19 protein-coding genes are annotated in these 19,996 nt (G+C 30.0%); 18 read left to right on the forward strand and 1 reads right to left on the reverse strand.

Annotated features, from left to right (window positions below; all coding sequences use genetic code 11):
- The first annotated feature begins 345 nt into the window (after window positions 1-345).
- The 4 genes from B3N22_RS03885 (at window position 346) to B3N22_RS03900 (ending at window position 5,845) form a co-directional block, all read left to right on the forward strand.
- Window positions 346-1,041, forward strand: coding sequence for a response regulator transcription factor (locus B3N22_RS03885; protein WP_181602644.1), 696 nt, complete (start codon window positions 346-348; stop codon window positions 1,039-1,041).
- Complete coding sequence (locus B3N22_RS03890; protein WP_286905009.1) at window positions 1,016-3,301, forward strand: HAMP domain-containing sensor histidine kinase; 2,286 nt, start codon at window positions 1,016-1,018, stop codon at window positions 3,299-3,301. The genes B3N22_RS03885 and B3N22_RS03890 overlap by 26 nt, the downstream gene beginning before the upstream one ends.
- A gap of 180 nt (window positions 3,302-3,481) precedes the next feature.
- Window positions 3,482-4,024 carry an NADH peroxidase gene (locus tag B3N22_RS03895; protein WP_286905010.1) on the forward strand — a complete coding sequence of 181 codons (543 nt, stop codon included), beginning with the start codon at window positions 3,482-3,484 and terminating at the stop codon, window positions 4,022-4,024.
- Between the two features lie 645 nt (window positions 4,025-4,669).
- Window positions 4,670-5,845, forward strand: a complete 1,176-nt coding sequence (locus B3N22_RS03900) for a phospholipase D-like domain-containing protein (protein WP_286905012.1) — start codon at window positions 4,670-4,672, stop codon at window positions 5,843-5,845.
- Window positions 5,846-5,897: 52 nt separating this feature from the next.
- Here the strand turns inward: B3N22_RS03900 and B3N22_RS03905 are convergent, their stop codons facing one another.
- Window positions 5,898-6,857 (reverse strand): DNA cytosine methyltransferase, encoded by a 960-nt coding sequence (locus tag B3N22_RS03905; protein ID WP_286905014.1) that lies wholly within the window; start codon window positions 6,855-6,857, stop codon window positions 5,898-5,900.
- A 285-nt stretch (window positions 6,858-7,142) separates the two neighbouring features.
- Here B3N22_RS03905 and B3N22_RS03910 point away from each other — a divergent pair, with 285 nt between their 5' ends.
- The 14 genes from B3N22_RS03910 to aroE all read left to right on the forward strand — a co-directional run bounded on the left by B3N22_RS03910 (window position 7,143) and on the right by aroE (window position 19,993).
- Window positions 7,143-7,424 carry an ArsR/SmtB family transcription factor gene (locus B3N22_RS03910; RefSeq protein ID WP_021803117.1) on the forward strand — a complete coding sequence of 94 codons (282 nt, stop codon included), beginning with the start codon at window positions 7,143-7,145 and terminating at the stop codon, window positions 7,422-7,424.
- A 70-nt stretch (window positions 7,425-7,494) separates the two neighbouring features.
- Window positions 7,495-9,903: an endopeptidase La gene (gene lon, locus B3N22_RS03915; RefSeq protein WP_286905016.1), complete on the forward strand. Its 2,409-nt coding sequence runs from the start codon at window positions 7,495-7,497 to the stop codon at window positions 9,901-9,903.
- A 285-nt stretch (window positions 9,904-10,188) separates the two neighbouring features.
- The gene (locus B3N22_RS03920) at window positions 10,189-10,341 is read left to right on the forward strand and encodes a hypothetical protein (protein WP_156337861.1); all 153 of its coding nucleotides are present in this window, start codon (window positions 10,189-10,191) and stop codon (window positions 10,339-10,341) included.
- Window positions 10,342-10,360: 19 nt separating this feature from the next.
- On the forward strand, window positions 10,361-10,996 hold the full coding sequence (locus tag B3N22_RS03925) for an accessory gene regulator B family protein (RefSeq protein WP_286905018.1): 636 nt from the start codon (window positions 10,361-10,363) through the stop codon (window positions 10,994-10,996).
- Window positions 10,968-11,132, forward strand: a complete 165-nt coding sequence (locus tag B3N22_RS03930) for a cyclic lactone autoinducer peptide (RefSeq protein WP_286905023.1) — start codon at window positions 10,968-10,970, stop codon at window positions 11,130-11,132. The genes B3N22_RS03925 and B3N22_RS03930 overlap by 29 nt, the downstream gene beginning before the upstream one ends.
- A 68-nt stretch (window positions 11,133-11,200) precedes the next feature.
- Window positions 11,201-12,511 carry a sensor histidine kinase gene (locus B3N22_RS03935; protein WP_286905024.1) on the forward strand — a complete coding sequence of 437 codons (1,311 nt, stop codon included), beginning with the start codon at window positions 11,201-11,203 and terminating at the stop codon, window positions 12,509-12,511.
- Between the two features lie 12 nt (window positions 12,512-12,523).
- Window positions 12,524-13,240, forward strand: coding sequence for a LytR/AlgR family response regulator transcription factor (locus B3N22_RS03940; protein WP_021803115.1), 717 nt, complete (start codon window positions 12,524-12,526; stop codon window positions 13,238-13,240).
- Window positions 13,241-13,368: 128 nt separating this feature from the next.
- Entirely contained in the window at window positions 13,369-13,491 is a 123-nt protein-coding gene (locus B3N22_RS03945; protein WP_275299559.1) for a hypothetical protein, read from the forward strand.
- Window positions 13,492-13,596: 105 nt separating this feature from the next.
- Entirely contained in the window at window positions 13,597-14,613 is a 1,017-nt protein-coding gene (gene aroF, locus B3N22_RS03950) for a 3-deoxy-7-phosphoheptulonate synthase (protein WP_021803114.1), read from the forward strand.
- A 17-nt stretch (window positions 14,614-14,630) separates the two neighbouring features.
- On the forward strand, window positions 14,631-15,686 hold the full coding sequence (gene aroB / locus B3N22_RS03955) for a 3-dehydroquinate synthase (RefSeq protein WP_286905029.1): 1,056 nt from the start codon (window positions 14,631-14,633) through the stop codon (window positions 15,684-15,686).
- A 16-nt stretch (window positions 15,687-15,702) separates the two neighbouring features.
- Window positions 15,703-16,980 carry a 3-phosphoshikimate 1-carboxyvinyltransferase gene (gene aroA, locus B3N22_RS03960; protein WP_286905031.1) on the forward strand — a complete coding sequence of 426 codons (1,278 nt, stop codon included), beginning with the start codon at window positions 15,703-15,705 and terminating at the stop codon, window positions 16,978-16,980.
- Window positions 16,961-18,034: a chorismate synthase gene (aroC, locus tag B3N22_RS03965; protein WP_238903830.1), complete on the forward strand. Its 1,074-nt coding sequence runs from the start codon at window positions 16,961-16,963 to the stop codon at window positions 18,032-18,034. The genes aroA and aroC overlap by 20 nt, the downstream gene beginning before the upstream one ends.
- 6 nt (window positions 18,035-18,040) lie before the next feature.
- Window positions 18,041-19,177 carry a chorismate mutase gene (locus tag B3N22_RS03970; protein ID WP_286905034.1) on the forward strand — a complete coding sequence of 379 codons (1,137 nt, stop codon included), beginning with the start codon at window positions 18,041-18,043 and terminating at the stop codon, window positions 19,175-19,177.
- Between the two features lie 9 nt (window positions 19,178-19,186).
- A complete protein-coding gene (aroE, locus tag B3N22_RS03975) occupies window positions 19,187-19,993 on the forward strand; it encodes a shikimate dehydrogenase (protein ID WP_286905036.1) in 807 nt (268 codons plus the stop codon).
- Window positions 19,994-19,996: the final 3 nt, after the last annotated feature.

The raw sequence follows: 19,996 nt of genomic DNA on the forward strand, positions 1-19,996 counted from the left end.
GAGAAACGCTCCTACAGTATAGAAATTAAAAGGAATTTGATGAGACTTGGGAAGAAGTCTCTACAGTATAGCAGTGCAGAAATTCAGAACATTAGAACATCAGAAACTCAGAAGATTAGAAATTTAGAAATTTATCTAATAAAATATGAAAAAATACTATTCGGTGAGTTTATTATTTTTAGGTCTAAGTGAGGATTTAATATAAATCTTCAAATTCAATAATTTGTAATAGAATCTTAAGAATTACAAGGGTAACTTTGTAATTTTTTTTATTTAACATTTTAATAGAGTTAAATCAGCAGGGGGTGTTATAATAATGCTAGGAATTTTAAGGGGGACGCTAGTATGGAAAAATACAATGTTTTAGTAGTTGACGATGAGGTTGAAATAACGGATGCAATACAAATATATTTAGAAAATGAAGGATATAAAGTATTTAAAGCTTACGATGGATTAGATGCTTTAGATACACTAAATTCTGTGGACATACATCTAATAATAATGGATCTAATGATGCCAAAATTAGATGGAATGAGAGCAACTTTGAAAATAAGAGAAAATAAAAATATTCCTATAATAATGCTTTCAGCAAAATCAAGGGATACAGATAAAATCTTAGGACTTAACATGGGAGCAGATGATTATATTACAAAACCTTTTAATCCTCTAGAACTTATAGCTAGAGTTAAATCTCAATTAAGAAGATATGTGAACCTTGGAAACTATGGAGGAGAGTCAAAGGAAATCCTTAGAGTAGGAGGCTTATATCTTAATAAGGAGACTAAAGAGTTTAAAGTTGATGAAGAGGATGTAAAGATAACTCCATTAGAATTTAAAATTTTAACTTTACTTATGGACAACCCAGGACGAGTTTTTCCTATAGAAGAAATTTATGAAAGAGTATGGAATGAACCCTCTTATAATGCAGACACAGTTACAGTTCACATAAGAAGAATTAGAGAAAAAATAGAAATAAATCCGAAAGAACCAAGATATTTAAAGGTGGTGTGGGGAATTGGCTATAAAATTGAAAGGCAGTAGAAAAGTTGGGGTTATATGTATAATATTATTAATTTCTTCAATTTTAATTGGGGGATATGAGATATTAGACATAAAAAATAACTGGTATATTTTAAAATTAAAAAATTATACAGAAGATGTTCAGTTTAAAAACATAATGGCAGAATACGTTGAAGCAGTTACTAGTTCTTATATTAGATATGGGGAGTCAAAAAGTAGCGAAAGATTTAACAAAGTGACTGAAAGTGATGTAAAAGAAAAAAGGAAGGAGTATGAAGAAAAATATACACAAGGCAAGGCGAATTTAAATCAAGCTTTAAACAATGGATACATTAGTGAAAATAGTTCAGATGAAAATTCTAATAGTTATTACAGCCTTCCAGATATAGGTAATATAAATGGGTATTTTGATGGATTAGATAAGCTGGAAACAACATATAAAATAGACGATGAAAACTTAAAAAAAGTAATATTAGATGAAAGAAGAGTTCAGTATAATTCCTATGAGAATTGCATAGAGCAGTATAAGAATCTTCAATATGTACTTTATGAAAACAATAATGTAGTTAAAACTAATATTGAAGAAGAATATCTTTATGATAGCAGTTTAAAAGATATAATAAGTAGTTCACAATTCTATTTAATATTAGATGGAACAAAAACAGGAAATTTATTTCAAAATGTTAAGGGAACTTTTTCGCCTGACTATTTTATATACTATACAAAAAGCTATGAAGATATAAAAAACTATAAACTAAAGTTCATGTTATTTGTTCCAAAAGATTTATATTATGATGATATGATTAAAATTTATTCTAATAAGTTCACAATGCAACATGATAAGTATAAGAAAGAATGTATTGTTATAGCAATTGCAGCGTTTATATCGTTAATATCATTTGCATATATAATGAAGTTTAGAAAAAAAGTGTTTATAAGATATAATAATGCCAATAAGGAAAAAATGACTTATAGATTGTATAAGAAATTATGGCTAGAAATTAAGATGTTAAATATATTAATTATTGTGGTAATGTCTATAATTATATATGAATTTATTAAGGGTATATTGCTTTACTCTAGCGAAGATCTTATAATTCCAAGCATATTAATGTTATATTACATGTTTTTAACTTTAGGGTTAAGCTATGTTACTTTAATAAAAGAAATAGATGAAAAAGGATTAAAGAACGTTATAAAGGAAACAAGTTTATTATATAAATTTTATTTATTAACAAAAGAAGCTTTTATAATAAAGAGTGTTGGGGGAAAAATTGCAATATTTAGTGTAGCGACTATTGTATTTATACTTGATATTATTATAACTTCTGCAATTATGAGTACTAATTCCATATATGTTGTTGGCGTATTTTCTGTTATACTTCTTGGAGGAGTGTATGTGTTTTTGTATATGGGGACAGTAGCATATATAGGATTTAAATTTGTAGGAGGTTTTAACAAAATAGTCCTAGGAGCTCATAAGATATCACAAGGAGATCTTAATTATCAAATTGAAGGTAGTTCTATAGCTGTTTTAGATGTATTAGCTAAAGATATCAATAATATGAGAAGTGGACTTGGAAATGCTATTCAAAATGAAGTTAAAAGTGAAAGAATGAAAACAGAGCTTATAACCAACGTTTCTCATGATTTGAAGACTCCTTTAACTTCAATAATTAATTATGTGGATTTAATTAAGAAAGGTAATTTTACTAAGGAAGAAATTGAGGACTATATTAAGATAATAGATAGAAAATCTCAAAGATTGAAGGTTTTAATTGAAGATTTATTTGAAGCTTCAAGTGCAGCTTCAGGTGAAATGGAGCTAAATATAGAAAAGCTAGATATTATAGCTTTACTTAAACAATCTATTGCTGAGTTTGAGGAAAAAATAAAAATTAGCAAGTTAGATTTTAGAATAAATATACCTAATGAAAAAGTGTATGTTATGGTTGATGGTAAGAGAACCTGGAGAATATTTGAAAATCAAATATCTAATATATTAAAGTATTCTTTAGATAATACAAGGGTATATATAAATCTTGAAGAAAGTGAAGATAGAATCATAATAATATTTAAAAATATATCTGCCTATGAAATTGACTTTAATGAGGATGAGATAACAGAAAGATTTAAAAGAGGGGATCAGTCGAGACATACTGAAGGATCGGGTCTCGGTCTTGCAATTTCAAAAGGTTTAACAGAACTTCAGGATGGTTTATTTAAAATAAAAGTTGATGGAGATTTATTTAAAGTGGAAATTCAATTAAAAAAAGCATAAAGTGAAAACCGCTGTATATAGGATTTTGCAGCGGTTTTATTATAATATTTTTAATAATAAGTGGAAAATAATATGGTAAAAATTTAAGAAAGTTCTTTACAATAAATAATAATTGTTATAAAATAATAACTGTCGAAATAAATAACAGAAATTTTAGATCATTTAGAGGAGGATTTTTTTATGAAAAAGTTTGTTTGTACAGTATGTGGATACGTTCATACAGGTGATGAAGCTCCTGCAAAATGCCCAGTTTGTGGAGTTCCAGCTGAAAAATTTATGGAGAAATCGGGAGACTTAGCTTTTGCAGATGAGCACGTTATTGGTGTTGCAAAAGGAGTAGATCCAAGAGTTGTTGAAGAATTAAAAGCTAACTTTATGGGAGAATGTACAGAAGTTGGTATGTACTTAGCAATGTCTAGACAAGCTGATAGAGAAGGATACCCAGAAGTTGCTGAAGCATATAAGAGAATAGCTTTTGAAGAAGCAGAACATGCAGCAAAATTTGCTGAATTATTAGGAGAAGTAGTTGTAGCTGATACTAAAACTAATCTTCAAATGAGAGTAGATGCAGAGCATGGAGCTTGCCAAGGTAAAAAAGATTTAGCTACTTTAGCTAAACAATTAAACTTAGATGCTGTTCATGATACAGTTCATGAAATGTGTAAAGACGAAGCTAGACATGGAAAAGCATTCAAAGGATTATTAGATAGATATTTTAAATAAGCCGACCACATATACTTTGGTGGAGCACAAAGCTTCTACAAACCTTTGTAAATAAAGGGTTGTAGAAGCTTTTTTATTTACCGACTCTATGTACGCAGTACACGGATTGAGGAACGAAGATATACGCCGTAGGGATTAATGTTTTTGTGGCTTTTTGATAAACTCAAGGGAAACAGCATATAATCACCCTTATTCACTTTACCTATCAAATATTGCTTTACTTTTGCTATATCCTTGAGGCTTTTTATGGGATCGACCTCGTCAGCGTTTACACTTAATGATTTGTTTTCAGTCATAAATATCTACATTTTTTAAATGCCAACTTTTTAGGCTGTTATAGTATAAGTTATCATATAAAACACGAACATTTTAGAAAAATCTTAATAAGAGTACATAAAACATAGATATATTAAGGATTACAGCATTTCAAGCCAATGCTAAGAAATAAACAAAGTTAGTATTGGACATCTTTAGTTTATAAAATCAAAAACAAGTCTAAATATACTTCTTAGTTCATCTGTAGTTATTGATGCCTGTGATACTACTTTGAGTAAAGTGCTGATATACTATAAAAGTATTAGACAGACAATACTTATTGAGGCATCCCATGCAATGTGCTATACTACATTCCGGGGGGATGATACTATGTTTTATGAAAATCAACCAGTTACTCAACAGGAACAATATAAGAGGATGTTATCCATAGTTGGAAACTTATCAGCACTTTTTTCGGAAAGTGATAGACCGTATCTTCATTACAGAGCTCACGAAAATATATTCTGCAAGTATTTTAATGCAGAAAATCTAGCACGCCGTGACTGTTCAGCAGATGCGAAGAAGAACCGTATCGGAATAGGACTTAAAACGTGGGTTGGTAATGATGACCAGAAGGTTGCAGAGTTCGGACAGCTCAGAGAAACCTACCAGAACTTAACTGGCTATGAACTTGCTCGAACTATAGCGGAATATAGAAATGAGCGTGTGCGTGTAACAATGAATATGTATGGCATTGACGAAATGATATATCATATTGTAAAACGAGTTCCTGGCTCAATGATGATTATTGAACACGCATTTGATAGTATAGATTTAGATAATATTGCAATTATTGAGGGTAGAGGTAATGTAAACAATACATACTTCACTGATGGTCTCCACACATATCATTTCAGTATTTCTAAGAATACTTTGTATATGATTTTTGATGATACGCAAGTGCTGGACCAATTTGAAGTTGAGATAATGACTGACCCTTATAATTATTTAATGAGTATGGTAGACGCAGAGACAGTTACACAGGTAGCCGAGCCTACTTACATTACTTACAATACACCTGAGATAGATACTGAAAACAGAATTTGTTTAAGGTTATATTCTACACGACACGATGGAACTAAATTTGTCGCAGAAAGAAGTGGCTTAAATCAATGGAACGCTAATGGTAGGCCTAGAAATCCAAACGAAATCTATATACCTTATCCAGCTGAGGATAGGGCGAATACTATAGGTTTTTTCCCGCCAAGAGATACAGTCTTTAACCTTACATTACCTGATGGACTGACAATACCTGCGAAAGTATGTCAAGCTGACGGAAAAGCAATTATGAGCAATCCAAACAGGATACTCGGTGAATGGCTATTACGTAATGTTTTTGAATTAAGTGAGGGTACGTTAATTACATATCCAATGTTGGAACGGTTTGGTGTTGATAGTGTTGTTTTCACTAAAGTAAGCGACTTAGAATATACAGTAGACTTTGCTGAAATTGGAACGTATGAACGCTTTTACAACAATACCCATACAGAAGAAACCTTAGATTAAGAAAGTCACCTAATTGTTGATTTAACAATTAGGTGACTTTCTATTTGGAGTTCTACTCGATAGCTTTTTTTATTTCATTAGCGATTCTTTCAATAACAGAGACAACTACTGAATTGCCAGCTTGTTTATATAATGCACCATTGCTCAAAGTTTCAGGCAATACAAAGTCATCAGGAAATCCTTGTAGATTAAAACATTCTCTAGGAGTAAGCTTTCTTATTCTGTTATCGTGGGTCAATATTAGTGGTACATTATGTCCGCCTGTACCCATATTAGCAGTTAAAGTTGGACAAAGATTACTCTTATTTTCACGTACATAAACCCTTCTCCATTGATAGCAAGTATCTGAACTTTTCATATTGTCTCTCAGTTCATTATAAAACGCACAACTCTCCGTGTAATAATATCGTTTTTCTTGTTCTGTGTCAAAGTCAATCACATTTTTCAAAGTCTTTTCAAGTTTTATTGGCTTTGGAAAATCGAACTTTCTATACTGAGTTAAGTTCTTGAAACAGACAATGTATATTCTTTCTCTTGTTTGTGGTATGTTGCCATAGCTACTTGCATTGAGAACCATTGGTTTGACATGGTAACCTAATTCCTCTAATGTGTTACTAATTATTGTAAATGTTTTTCCATCATCGTGGGAAACTAAATTTTTAACATTCTCAAGGAAAAGAATCTTAGGCTTCTTTACTTTTATAATTCTTACCAATTCGAAAAACAAGTTTCCTCTGCCCTTTTCATCGTCAAAACCTTGTCTGTAGCCTGCGACAGAGAAGGCTTGACACGGAAATCCTGCAAGCATTATATCAAAGGCTGGAATATCTTTTTTCTCATCTAAATCACGTATATCACAAACATCAAGATGCACATTTGGGTAGTTGGTTTTGTATGTAATACTGGCATTTTTGTCAAATTCATTTGCGTATATTGTTTCAAATCCTGCTTTTTCAAAGCCCTTATCGATTCCGCCTACGCCAGCAAAGAATGAAGCGCATTTTAGACTCATATATATAAACTCCTATTGATTTATTTGCGGCGCGCCGCTAATTTTAAGTAGGGTTATAATAGCACAGATACAGTACAAAATCAATAGTTACTGTGAAGTCTATGAGTTACTATTAATTTAAAATTACCGTTAAGATGTAAGGTATAAAATCTCATCTCTATTTATGCGTATGATTTTAAAGGGGTGAGATAGCCTCTTTTTTAACTAATAATTATTATTGACAATGATTATTAGTTATGATACTATAGTTCTATAATTATAGAACTACAAGGTGAGGAAGTCTTTATGAAACTTGATGAAAATACTATACAACAAGCAGTTAAAGTTTATAAGGCTTTAGGAGAGCCTACAAGAATAAAAATAATTCAGATTTTATATAAGACTGAGGAATTAAGTTGTAATGAAATAGAATATAAAACTTGCATATGTGCTAAGTCAACTTTATCGCATCACATGAAGCAATTAGCAGATTGTGGACTTATTGAACTTCGCAAGGATGGTATATATCATTATTACAGCTTAAATAAAGAACTATTAAACAAATTTGTAACAATAATTTGGGAATAAAGATAAAAATTTTTTAATGAATAGTTCGATAAAAATAGAACTATCGAATAATTTAATGGAGATGATGAAAATGAAAGATTTAACTAATAATACAGCATTACCTATAATAGCAATCCCAAATACAGTTTTGATGCCAGGAAAATCAATAACATTAAAGGTTAATTCAGCAATTGGAAAACATATTACTAATAAGATGGAGAATGAGAATTTTTATGGTGTTGCATTAGCTATTAGAGAAGAATATGAAGGTGGAGATTTTTCTAGAGAAGATTTTTATACAGTTGGAACATTAGTAAAGCTAGAAGAAAGTAAAAAGATTAAAGATGGATATAATATAACTTTAGAGGTTATAGAAAGAGTAGAAGTTGAGGACTTTGTGTTAGAAGACAATAACTTCAAAGCTATTTATAGCACTATACCTGATATAGAAGACCTGGACAAACAAAATCAAAAAGAAATCATACAATACATGAGAAACCTAATTTCAGAAATAAGTAAAAATTTTAGAGGATCTGAAACTTATGTGGAATATGTAAATAGCCTAGAGGATATTCAAGGAATAGTAGCATATGTATTCCCATTTATGAACCTATCTTTTAGTGAGAAACAAGCTTTCTTAGAAATTCGTTCTTTAAGAAAAAAGAGTTTAAGATTTTTGGATATATTAATAGAGCAAAAAGAAACTATTCAATTCCAGATGGAGCTTGCTCAAAAATTTAATGATAAAGTTAATAAAAGCTATAGAGAAAACATGTTAAGACAGCAACTTAAAGCTATCCAAGAAGAGCTGAATGAAGGTTCAGAGGATAATGTTAAGAGTAAAAATAAAAAGAATTACAGAGAAAAAATAGAAGCTGCTAACATGCCAGAAGAAGTAAAAGAGATTGCTTTAAGTGAATTAGAGAAGTTTGAAAGACAAGGACCTAATAGCTCAGAAGCAAATGTTATTCAAACTTATCTTGATTTATTAGTTAGTCTTCCTTGGGAGAAGAATAAAGTTAAGGATATAGATATTGAAAAGGCTAGAGAGATACTTAACAGCAAGCATTATGGTCTTGATAAGGTTAAGGATAGAATAATACAGCACTTAAGCATATTGAAGCTAAAAGAAAACAAACAAGGATCTATATTACTTTTAGTAGGGCCTCCAGGAACAGGAAAGACAAGCCTTGGAAAAAGTATAGCTGAAGCCTTGGGAAGAAAATATGTCCGTATTAGCTTAGGCGGAATAAGAGATGAAGCAGAGATAAGAGGGCATAGAAGAACTTATATAGGAGCTTTACCGGGTAGAATAATTCAAGGAATGAAAAAGGCCGGAGAAAAGAATCCAGTATTCATTTTAGATGAAATAGATAAAATGATGGTTTCAAATAGTGGTGATCCAGCAAGTGCTTTATTAGAAGTTTTAGATCCAGAACAAAACAATACTTTTGCAGATCATTACTTAGAAGTACCATATGATTTATCAGATGTATTCTTTATAGCAACTGCTAATTCATTAAGAAGTATACCAGGACCACTAAGAGATCGTATGGAAATAATAGATATATCAAGCTATACAAGTAAAGAAAAGTTTTATATAGCTAAAGATCATCTATTACCAGCTGTTTTAGAAGAAAATGGTCTAAACTCTAGTCAACTTCAAGTTGATGATGAAGCTATGAAAGCCATAATAGATAATTATACAAGAGAAGCGGGAGTAAGAAGTTTAAAGAGACAATTATCTTCAGTTGCAAGAGTTTCAGCAGAAAAGATAGTTCTTAATAAGGTTGAACTTCCACATATAATAAAAGAAGACATGCTATTTGATGTTTTAGGTCATGAAATAGCTCGTTATGATAAGGTTAATCAAAAAAATTCTCCTGGTGTAGTTACAGGGTTAGCTTGGACTCCAGTAGGAGGAGATATACTATTCATTGAAGGTGTATTTATGCCTGGTAATGGACAATTAATGTTAACTGGACAACTTGGAGATGTAATGAAGGAATCAGCAAGGATTTCACAAAGCTTAATTCGTTCAAGGTTTGCTTTAAATCTAAAGTATCTTGAATTAAATAAAAATGATTTACACATCCATGTTCCAGCAGGGGCTATACCTAAAGATGGTCCATCAGCAGGAGTAGCGTTATTTACAACTATAGCTTCATTAATTACAGGAATAGAAGTAGATCAAAAGTTAGCTATGACAGGTGAGATATCCTTAAGAGGAGCTGTTCTACCAGTTGGTGGAATCAAGGAAAAAGTAATAGCAGCGCACCGTTCAGGTATAAAGAGAGTTATCTTACCTAAAGATAATGAGATGGATATAAAAGATGTTCCACAAGAAGTTAGAGAAGATTTAGAATTTATTCTAGTAGAGACTATAGAAGAGGTTATAAAAGAAACTATCGGAATAGAGCTTCCTAAAGTGGCAATGCTTCAGATTGCGGCTACAGAAGAAAAAAATAATGAGAATTTAAAGTTAATTAATGTTGATTAATAATATAAAAACAGAGACTTTACCGATTTTTGAGGTAAAGTCTCTATTTGTTTTATCCTACATAAGTTAGTTAGATATTAAATATTTCTACAAAATTATCAATGTAATAAACGTTCGAGATTTAGTAATAATCGTAGAAATTTATGAAAATAAGTATGATTTTTATCTTTAAATTATGCATTGTTATATAAGTGTGAATATTATACATTTTTATGCTAATATTTATATTAAGATAAATAATGTAAATTTATGGTGGATAATAATACTTTATAGAGGTGGAAAATTGTGAAAGATAGCATAGCATTATTTTTAGTATTTACTTTGCTATTGATTCCTTTAGTTTTATTAAGTGGTATAGAGTTTATAATAAAAATACTATTAATGACTGGAATTGCTGTATCATTAGGGGTTCAATATGCTTTAATAAGCAAAGATTAATTAAAGTTGTGGTGATTTTATGAAAACTGTGAAAGTTAAAAGAAAAAATTATATTGAAGAAATATCTAATAGTTTAACTCAAGTTTTAAAAACTAGGAGTAGTAATCCTAATTTTAATGAAAATATAGTTAAATATGGAATAGAGATTGTGTTGATAAATTTTACGAAAATTGCATTTATCATGGCTCTAGCAGCTATGTTAAATATATTTTGGACAATCCTTATAATAATGATAAGTTATGGAGCATTAAGGAGATACGCTTTTGGTGTACATGCTTCCACAAGTTTAGGATGTACATTGACTACTATAATATGTTTTTTTTCAGGAGCTTTTCTTAGTAGTTATGTACCAGAAAACAAGTTAATACTAGCAGGTATGTTTACTATTTCAATTATCAGTATTCTTGCCTTTTCCCCAGCAGATACAGAGGCAAGACCCTTACTTGGAAAGAAAAAGAGAGACAAGTTAAAAAGAAAATCAATTTATGTGTGGCTAATTTCATTTGTTTTAGCTATATATATGAAAGACTTTAGAATAGGCTTTTTAATAGCCTATGGGAATTTGCTAGAGGCATTTATGATAATGCCAATAACCTATAAGGTATTTAAAAGGAGGTATAAAAATTATGAGAGATATGAACAAGGGACTATTTGAAGAATTAAAGGATAGGATGTTAGATGGAATTGAGAAGGCATCTATTAAAGTTGCAGAAAATTCAACATCAAAATGCACATACTTACTTTTTTATGAAACAAAAATTCCACAAGAATTATTAAGGGAAGAAGAATAAGGAATAATTGAATTATTAGTACATATCTGCTAATATAAAATAAAAATGGAATTATTGGGGGAAGTGTTTTGATATCGATTATTGGAATAACATTGACTTGTTTTTCATTTAATTATGCAGCAAATAACACTGGAATAGTGAATTTCGAAAAAAAGAAATTTATTAGAAACTTTGTTGCTATGGAAATTATTTTAATACTTATAGCAAGTGCTAATTCATCGTTAGGATTACCAATAATGGTTATAATGAATTTTTTGTTTTTATATATGGATAATAAGAAAATATTTATAAATATTATGAATTGTGTATTTGCTACGATTATTTTATTCATATCAGATGGATTAATAGGTAGTTTAGCAATACCAATTATAGGAGAAGAATTTTATAAAGCCATTGAAGCTAGTAGATTTAGACTATTAATACATTTAGGAATGTTAATATTAGTGATAATTATAACTATGTTTGTTAAATTGTTAATAAAAAAACTGAAAATTAATCCAGATAACATTAAAATAAAAAATAAAATGACAATAGTAATGATAGTCAATATTTTCATAATAACAATTACATATTATTTAAATGCTATGATAGCTAAAAAATCTATGGCTGAAAACACTACAATGCTTATTTATGTTGCATTGATGATTGTTTATCTTATATCAATGTCAGTAATCACTTTTGTTGTAGCAAACAACATGAAAAAAGAAATGCAATATGAAAATCGTAAAATAGAATTAGAAAACTTAAAGGAGTATAACTCCAATTTGGAAGCTATGTATAACGATATGAGAGGCTTTAGACATGACTACACTAACATATTAACTGCAATGTCTGGATACATAGAAGAAAAAAATATAGAAGGTTTAGAGGAATTTTTTTATAAAAAAATTGTTCCTTTAAATAGCGAAATGAATAGAAAAAACAATAGAATAGGATTGCTACAAAATATACATATCACAGAAATTAAGGGACTTATAGCATCAAAGGTCATAAGAGCTCAAGAGTTAGGAATAGATGTGTTGGTAGATATTGTAGAGCCAGTGGACAAGATTAATATGGATATAATAGATTTAAGCAGAACTATAGGTATATTATTAGATAATGCCATTGAAGCTGCTATTGAATGTGAAAAATCATGGATAAAATTAACTTTTATACAAAAAGAGAATTTTGTCCTTTTAGTTTTTATAAATTCATGTGTTGAAAGAACTCCACAAATATATCAGATATTTGAGAAAGGTTTTTCAACTAAAGGTGATAATAGAGGGTTAGGTTTATATAACTTAAAAGAAATAGTTAATAAATACCATACGATATCACTAGATACAAAGGCTGATAAAGGCGAATTTACTCAAGTTTTACAAATTTCTAATAGTTAAATAGGGGGAGTTATGCTAAATATATATGTTTGTGAAGATGACGAAAAGCAAAGAGATAGTTTTGCTAAATTTATTGATGACATAACTATAATAGAGAACTTAGATATGAAGTTAGCTTTAAGTACAGGTGATCCGTACGAGCTAATAGAATATGTTAAACAAAGCAAATACTCAGGTGTGTATTTTTTAGATGTAGATTTAAATTCTAATATAGATGGTATAAGATTGGCAGAAAAAATAAGAAAATATGACTCAAGAGGATTTGTTATATTTGTTACGACTCATGCAGAAATGAGCTATTTGACTTTTGTTTATAGAGTTGAGGCCTTAGATTATATTATAAAGGATGATTATTTAAATATAAAAAATAGAATACATCAATGTATTTTAGAAGCTCTTGATAAATATAGCAGAAGAAAAAAAGACAATGATGTTTTTACAATCAATACTGATGAAAGAATAATTAATGTTGAATATGATAAAATACTTTTTTTTGAAACTTCCAAGAAAATTCATAAAATTGTACTTCATGCTACAGATAGGCAAGTTGAATTTTATGGACAAATGAAGGATATAGAAGAGGATTTAGATGAAAATTTCATAAGAGTACATAAATCTTATTTAGTAAATAAAAAAAATATATCTGAGATAAATAAATTAAGCAGGAAAATAACTATGAAAAATGGGGAGCAGTGTATTATTTCTATAAAAGCGTTAAGAAAAATATAGAAATATTGAGAATATATAAAAAATTTAAATAAAAATTAATGAAAAAGTTTTCTCAGTATTGACATACTATTTTTATTAGTATACAATTTAGAAAAAGATTTTTACAGAAATTCACATAGGAGGTTAGTATGCTTAAAGGAGTTAATAGAATAGCAGGACAATTATTTGGATACTTTTACTTTAGCTGGGGCTTTTATTTTAGCGCTGGTTCATCGTTCTGCAATAAAATACTGTTAATTTCTAATGAGTAGAAATAACCTTAAAACCTTGTATCAAGAAATAATTATGTTGGAATAATAAGACTCATTAGATGAGTCTTATTTTTTTTATAAAAAATCATTAAGGGGGCAATTTATATGATAGTAATTTTAAAACCAAAAACAGCACAAGAGGAAGTAGAAAAATTATCAAAATCTATTGAAAGACTTGGGGTAGAAGTACATCCAGTTATAGGTAAGGACTTAATAATCTTAGGATTAATTGGTGATACCACTAAAATAGATGCAAGAAAAATAGAAGCTAATAAAAGTGTTGAAAGAGTAATGCATGTTCAAGAACCTTTCAAGAAAGCTAATAGATTATTTCATCCACAAAATTCTGAAGTTAAAATAACTGACGATATTTCCATTGGAGGAAAAAAGATAGCTTTAATAGCTGGACCATGTTCAGTAGAAAGTGAAGATCAAATTATAGGAATAGCTAAAAATGTTAAAGAATCAGGAGCAAGACTATTAAGAGGAGGAGCATTTAAGCCAAGAACTTCTCCATACAGCTTCCAAGGATTAGAGGCAGAAGGATTGGATCTATTAAAAATAGCTAAAAAAGAAACTGGCTTACCAATAGTTACTGAGTTAATGTCTGAGAAGTATTTAGAAAGATTTGTTGAAGATGTTGATATAATTCAAATCGGAGCTAGAAATATGCAAAACTTCGATTTATTAAAAGAATTAGGGAAAATAGATAAACCTATACTTTTAAAGCGAGGATTATCAGCAACTATAGAAGAACTTTTAATGTCAGCTGAATACATTATGGCTGGTGGTAATGAAAGAGTAATACTTTGTGAAAGAGGCATAAGAACCTTCGAAACTTATACAAGAAACACTCTGGATTTAAGTGCAGTGCCTGCAATAAAGAGATTAAGCCATTTACCAGTAGTAATTGATCCAAGTCATGCAGCAGGGAAAAATTGGATGGTAGATCCTTTATCTAAAGCAGCTGTAGCGGTTGGAGCTGATGGACTTATTATAGAGGTTCATAATGATCCAGCAAATGCTTTATGTGATGGACCTCAATCTATTAGACCAGAGGAATATGATAAATTAGTTAAAGAACTTTCTGTAATAGCTCAAGCTGTAGGAAGAGAAATATAATTAAGGGGGATGGAGCCTTGGAATTAAAGGTAAATTTAGAAGAAAACTCATACCCGATTATAATTGAAAAAGGAAGTATAAAAAATATTAGCAAACACCTTAAAGATAAGTTTAAGGGAAAGAAAATAGCAATAATATCAGACAATATTGTTTATGGGATATATGGTGATGGCCTTAAAAAGGCACTTGAGTGTGATGGATATACAGCAAAAGGTATAGTTATCCAGGCTGGAGAAAAGAGTAAATCTTTCTCTACTCTTCCAGCTGTATATAACGAACTCTTAGAGTTTAAATTAACTAGAACTGACATAATCCTTGCATTAGGAGGAGGAGTTGTAGGAGACTTAGCTGGGTTTGTAGCTTCAACTTATTTAAGAGGAGTACCGTTTATTCAAATTCCTACTACACTTTTAGCACAGGTTGATTCTAGTGTTGGAGGAAAGGTAGGAGTTGATTTAGAAAAAGGTAAAAATCTAGTAGGAGGCTTCTACCACCCTAAACTTGTTATTATAGATCCAGAGGTTTTAAATACTTTATCAGATAGAATATTTAAAGACGGTTTAGCAGAAGTAATAAAATACGGCTGTATTAAAGATAAAGATTTATTTGATAAACTTAAGGCTTATAAAGATAAAAAAGCGTTAATAGAAGATATTGAAGAAATAATATATACTTGCTGTGATATTAAAAGAAAAGTTGTAGAGGAAGATGAAAAAGATACTGGGGAAAGAATGCTTCTTAACTTTGGTCATACTTTAGGTCACGCAATTGAGCAATATTATAAATATGAAAGATATACTCACGGGGAAGGAGTAGCTATAGGTATGTATCAGATAATGAAAAGTGCCTATAGTAAAGGCTTAGTAGCTGAGAGTGTAGCAGAAGAAATAAAAGATATTCTTATTAAATATGACTTGCCTTATTCTTTAGATGGAGAAAATATTGATGAATTGATTAATGTAATAAAATTAGATAAAAAAAATATCAATAACTCCTTAAGTCTAATACTCTTAAAAGAAATTGGTGAAAGTTATATATATCTAAGTAATGAAAATTTCTTTTTGGATATTTAATTAAGGGGGCTATTAAATGAATAGTGTTAAGATTACTCCAGGAAAGCTTAAGGGAGAAGTTAAAATTCCACCATCCAAAAGTATGGCTCACAGAGCAGTTATATGTGCTTCATTAAGTAAAGGAAAAAGTAAGATAGCTAATATTGAATACTCTGACGATATAATTGCAACCATAAATGCTATGAGAGCTTTAGGATCTGAAATAGAGATATTTGATGATCATTTAGAGATAGATGGTAGCAGTGTTTTCTCCAAAAATGTTGGAGAAATAGATTGTAACGAATCTGGATCAACTCTAAGATTTATGGTTCCACTGGCTATAGCTAAAGAAGCAGAAATGAGATTTATAGGTAAAGGTAATTTAGGCAAAAGACCTTTAACAACTTATTATGAGATATTCGATAGACAAGGAATTGAGTATAGCTATAAGGATGGAGAACTTGACCTTAAAGTTAAAGGAAGCCTTAAAGGTGAAGAGTTTAAGATAAGAGGAGATATAAGTTCTCAATTTATAAGTGGATTATTATTTACGCTTCCTCTTATTAAAGAAGATTCTAAAATTATTATAACTACTAATTTAGAATCAAAAGGATATATAGATTTAACTTTAAGTATGTTAGATTACTATGGAATCAATGTAGTAAATAATAACTATAAGGAATTTATAATCAAAGGTAATCAGAACTATACACCTAAGGATTATAAAGTGGAAGGTGACTTTTCTCAATCAGCATTCTTTTTAGTTGCAGATGCCTTAGGAAGTGATGTTTTAGTTAAGGACTTAAACATGGATTCTCTTCAAGGAGATAAAGAAGTTATAGAAATAATAGAAAGAATGGGATGTAAAATCTTATCTAAAGAAGAAGGAATTAAAGCTAAAGTAAAAGATTTAACTCCAACAATAATAGATGCAGCTCAGTGTCCAGATATTATACCTGTTTTAACCGTTTTAGCTTCCTTAACTACAGGAATAACTAAGGTAATAAATGCAGAAAGACTTAGAATAAAAGAATGTGATAGGTTAAAAGCCATTACTAGAGAATTAAATAAGTTAGGTGCTAGTGTAACAGAATTAGAAAACTCTTTATTAATAGAAGGAGTGGAATATTTAACTGGAGGAACTGTGAGTTCTTGGGATGATCATAGAATAGCTATGAGTTTAGCTATAGCAGCTACTTGTGCTAAGGATGAAGTTATTATAGAAAATCCAAGTTGTGTAAAGAAATCTTATCCTAGCTTTTGGAGAGATTATAAATTATTAGGAGGGAAAGTAGATGAGCGTTTGGGGAAATAATATAAAAATATCTATTTTTGGTGAATCTCATGGAATAGCCTTAGGAATTAATATAAGTGGGCTGCCTTCAGGTATACTTTTAGATATGGAAGCTATAGAAAAAGAAATGGAAAGAAGAGCACCAGGTAGAAGTAAGATAGCTACTGCGAGAAAAGAAGGCGATAAAGTAGAAATAGTAAGTGGTGTATTTGAAGGAAGAACAACTGGAGCACCTCTTTGTGGAATCATAAGAAATGGAGATACTAGAAGCCAAGACTACTCTAAACTTAAAAGTTTAATGAGACCAGGGCATTCAGATTATCCAGCTATGATTAGATATAATGGGTTTAATGATGTTAGAGGTGGTGGACACTTTTCAGGAAGAATAACTGCTCCATTAGTATTTGCAGGTTCTATAGCAAGACAGATATTAAAAGAAAAAGGTATAACAATAGGTGCACATATTAAATCTATAAATAGTATTGAAGATGATAGCTTTAATCCATTAGCTATAGACGAAGCTTTATTAACTTCTTTAAAAGAAGGCGATATAGCAACCATAAATAAAGCTAAAGGCGAAGAAATGAGAGAACTTATTTTAGCTACTAAGAAGCAAGCAGACTCATTAGGTGGAGTAGTGGAGTGTGCTGTTACAGGAATACCAGCAGGAATAGGAAATCCATTTTTTGATTCAGTAGAAAGTACTTTGGCTCATTTAATGTTTTCAGTTCCAGCAGTAAAAGGAATTGAATTTGGAGCAGGTTTTGGAATTACTAAAATGAAAGGTTCTGAAGCTAATGACAGCTATTATTATGATGGTGATGAAATAAAAACAAAAACTAATAATAATGGTGGTATCTTAGGAGGAATTACTAATGGTATGCCAATTATATTTAGGGCAGCTGTAAAACCAACTTCATCAATAGGCTTATATCAAGATACAGTTGATGTAGTTAATAAGGTTGATGATAAACTTCAAGTTGTAGGAAGACATGATCCTTGTATAGTAACTAGAGCTGTAGTTGTTATAGAATCAGTAACAGCACTAGGAATTTTAGATTTGATGATGGGGTGAAAAATAGTGGATGGATTAGATGGCTGGAGAAGTAAAATTGACGAAATTGATTATGAAATCATAAAGCTATTTCAAGAGAGAATGGCTTTGGTAGCTAATATAGCTAAATATAAAGAAGAAAATAATCTTCCCATATTTCAAGAGGATAGAGAGAAAAAAGTTATAGAGAAGAACTTAAAGTATGTTACTAATGAGGATATGAAGGAATATGCCGAAGAATTTATTCATGATTTAATGAATGTAAGTAAAAAATATCAATGCAAAAAAGTTTTTTCAGAGAAAAATATAAATTTAGATGTGAAAGAATGTAGAGATAAAAAAGACATTGATAGTTTTAAAATAGGTTATGGCGGAGTAGAGGGAGCATTTTCAGAAGAGGCTTTAATTAAGTACTTCGGTGATAAGGTTAAGAAAGTAAACTATGAGCAGTTTGAATGGGTTTTTGAAGCTCTTAAAGAGGATAAAATCGACTATGGTGTATTACCTATAGAAAATTCCTCAGCAGGTGTAGTAAATGATGTATATGATTTATTAAGAAAATACGGCTTTTATATTATTGGAGAAGAGTATATATCTATAAGTCAACATCTACTAGGACTTAAGGGGACTGAGATTTCTGATATAAAGGAAGTATATTCCCATCCTCAAGGTCTTCAACAAAGTAGTAGTTTTTTAAAGACTCATGAAGATTGGAGGAAAATACCTTATCATAATACAGCTTTAGCAGCTAAATTAGTTAGTGAAGGCAATGATACTACTAAGGTTGCGATTGCATCTGAAAGAGCTGCAAAGATTTATAATCTTGAAATACTTCAAAGAAATATCAATAATGAAGAAAGCAATAAAACAAGATTTATAGTTATAGGTAAAGAACTAGAAAATTCGGAAGATAAGATATCAATTATATTTAAACTAGAGAACAAAGTAGGTACTTTATTTAATGTATTAAAGTTTGTAAATGACTATGGTTTAAATATGCTTAAAATTGAATCAAGACCTGTTGGCAATGAACCATGGGAATACTATTTCTATTTAGATTTCCAAGGAAATTTACAAGATGATAAGGTTAAAGATGTATTAACATTAATAGAAAAAAATAGTTCGTATTTTAGGTTATTAGGGGCTTATAAAAGTAAATATTAGGGGGCTATTATGTTATTATATGGTTTGTTAGGAGAAAAACTCACTCACTCATTATCCCCAGAAATTCATGATGTTATATTCAAGAATTTAAATGTAAAAGCAAGATATTCTTTATTTCAAGTAGAAAAAGAAAATGTCTGTAAAGTAATTGATTCTCTAAAAGTTTTAGGTATATCAGGAATAAATGTAACAATTCCTTATAAAGAAGAAATAATAAAGTATTTGGATGAAATATCAGAAGAAGCAAAAAATATAGGTGCAGTTAATACTGTAGTTATAAAAGACAATAAATCTTATGGTTATAATACAGATTATTTTGGATTTGGAAATATGCTTAAAAGAGAAGATGTTGCTGTAGAAGGGAAAACTGTAGTGGTTTTAGGTGCAGGGGGAGCAGCAAAGGCTATTATACAGTATTTTAAAGATAATAAAGCTAAAGAAATATATTTAGTATCTAGAAATAAAGAGAAGATATGTGCAAAATACTCAGGAGTAACAGCTTTGGATTATGAAGAGCTTAAAGAAATCTCGGGAGATATAATCGTTAATACCACTCCTTTAGGTATGTATCCGAGCATAGAGGGCATGCCAGTTAGTGAAGAGATACTAATGAAGTATAAAGTAGCAGTAGATGCTATCTATAATCCACTAAAAACAAGATTTCTATTAAAAGCAGAAGCTCATGGACTTAAAGCTATAAACGGATTATATATGCTTATTGACCAAGCTATAAAGGCAGAAGAAATTTGGCACGATCAAGCTATTGATGGAAAAATCGGGGAAGAAATATATGAAGATTTATGCAAATTATTTTGAGTG

The sequence above is a fragment of the Clostridium sp. UBA1652 genome, assembly GCF_002320975.1.
GTDB classification, from domain to species: Bacteria; Bacillota; Clostridia; order Clostridiales; family Clostridiaceae; genus Clostridium_T; species Clostridium_T intestinale.

What these genes read in the sequence shown, in the direction of transcription:
- B3N22_RS03885 (WP_181602644.1), top strand. Translation starts at nt 346, where the DNA reads ATGGAAAAATACAATGTTTTAGTAGTTGACGATGAGGTTGAAATAACG.
- B3N22_RS03895 (WP_286905010.1), top strand. Translation starts at nt 3,482, where the DNA reads ATGAAAAAGTTTGTTTGTACAGTATGTGGATACGTTCATACAGGTGAT.
- B3N22_RS03900 (WP_286905012.1), top strand. Translation starts at nt 4,670, where the DNA reads ATGTTTTATGAAAATCAACCAGTTACTCAACAGGAACAATATAAGAGG.
- B3N22_RS03905 (WP_286905014.1), bottom strand. Translation starts at nt 6,857, where the DNA reads ATGAGTCTAAAATGCGCTTCATTCTTTGCTGGCGTAGGCGGAATCGAT.
- B3N22_RS03910 (WP_021803117.1), top strand. Translation starts at nt 7,143, where the DNA reads ATGAAACTTGATGAAAATACTATACAACAAGCAGTTAAAGTTTATAAG.
- lon (WP_286905016.1), top strand. Translation starts at nt 7,495, where the DNA reads ATGAAAGATTTAACTAATAATACAGCATTACCTATAATAGCAATCCCA.
- B3N22_RS03925 (WP_286905018.1), top strand. Translation starts at nt 10,361, where the DNA reads ATGAAAACTGTGAAAGTTAAAAGAAAAAATTATATTGAAGAAATATCT.
- B3N22_RS03930 (WP_286905023.1), top strand. Translation starts at nt 10,968, where the DNA reads ATGAGAGATATGAACAAGGGACTATTTGAAGAATTAAAGGATAGGATG.
- B3N22_RS03940 (WP_021803115.1), top strand. Translation starts at nt 12,524, where the DNA reads ATGCTAAATATATATGTTTGTGAAGATGACGAAAAGCAAAGAGATAGT.
- B3N22_RS03945 (WP_275299559.1), top strand. Translation starts at nt 13,369, where the DNA reads ATGCTTAAAGGAGTTAATAGAATAGCAGGACAATTATTTGGATACTTT.
- aroF (WP_021803114.1), top strand. Translation starts at nt 13,597, where the DNA reads ATGATAGTAATTTTAAAACCAAAAACAGCACAAGAGGAAGTAGAAAAA.
- aroA (WP_286905031.1), top strand. Translation starts at nt 15,703, where the DNA reads ATGAATAGTGTTAAGATTACTCCAGGAAAGCTTAAGGGAGAAGTTAAA.
- aroC (WP_238903830.1), top strand. Translation starts at nt 16,961, where the DNA reads ATGAGCGTTTGGGGAAATAATATAAAAATATCTATTTTTGGTGAATCT.
- aroE (WP_286905036.1), top strand. Translation starts at nt 19,187, where the DNA reads ATGTTATTATATGGTTTGTTAGGAGAAAAACTCACTCACTCATTATCC.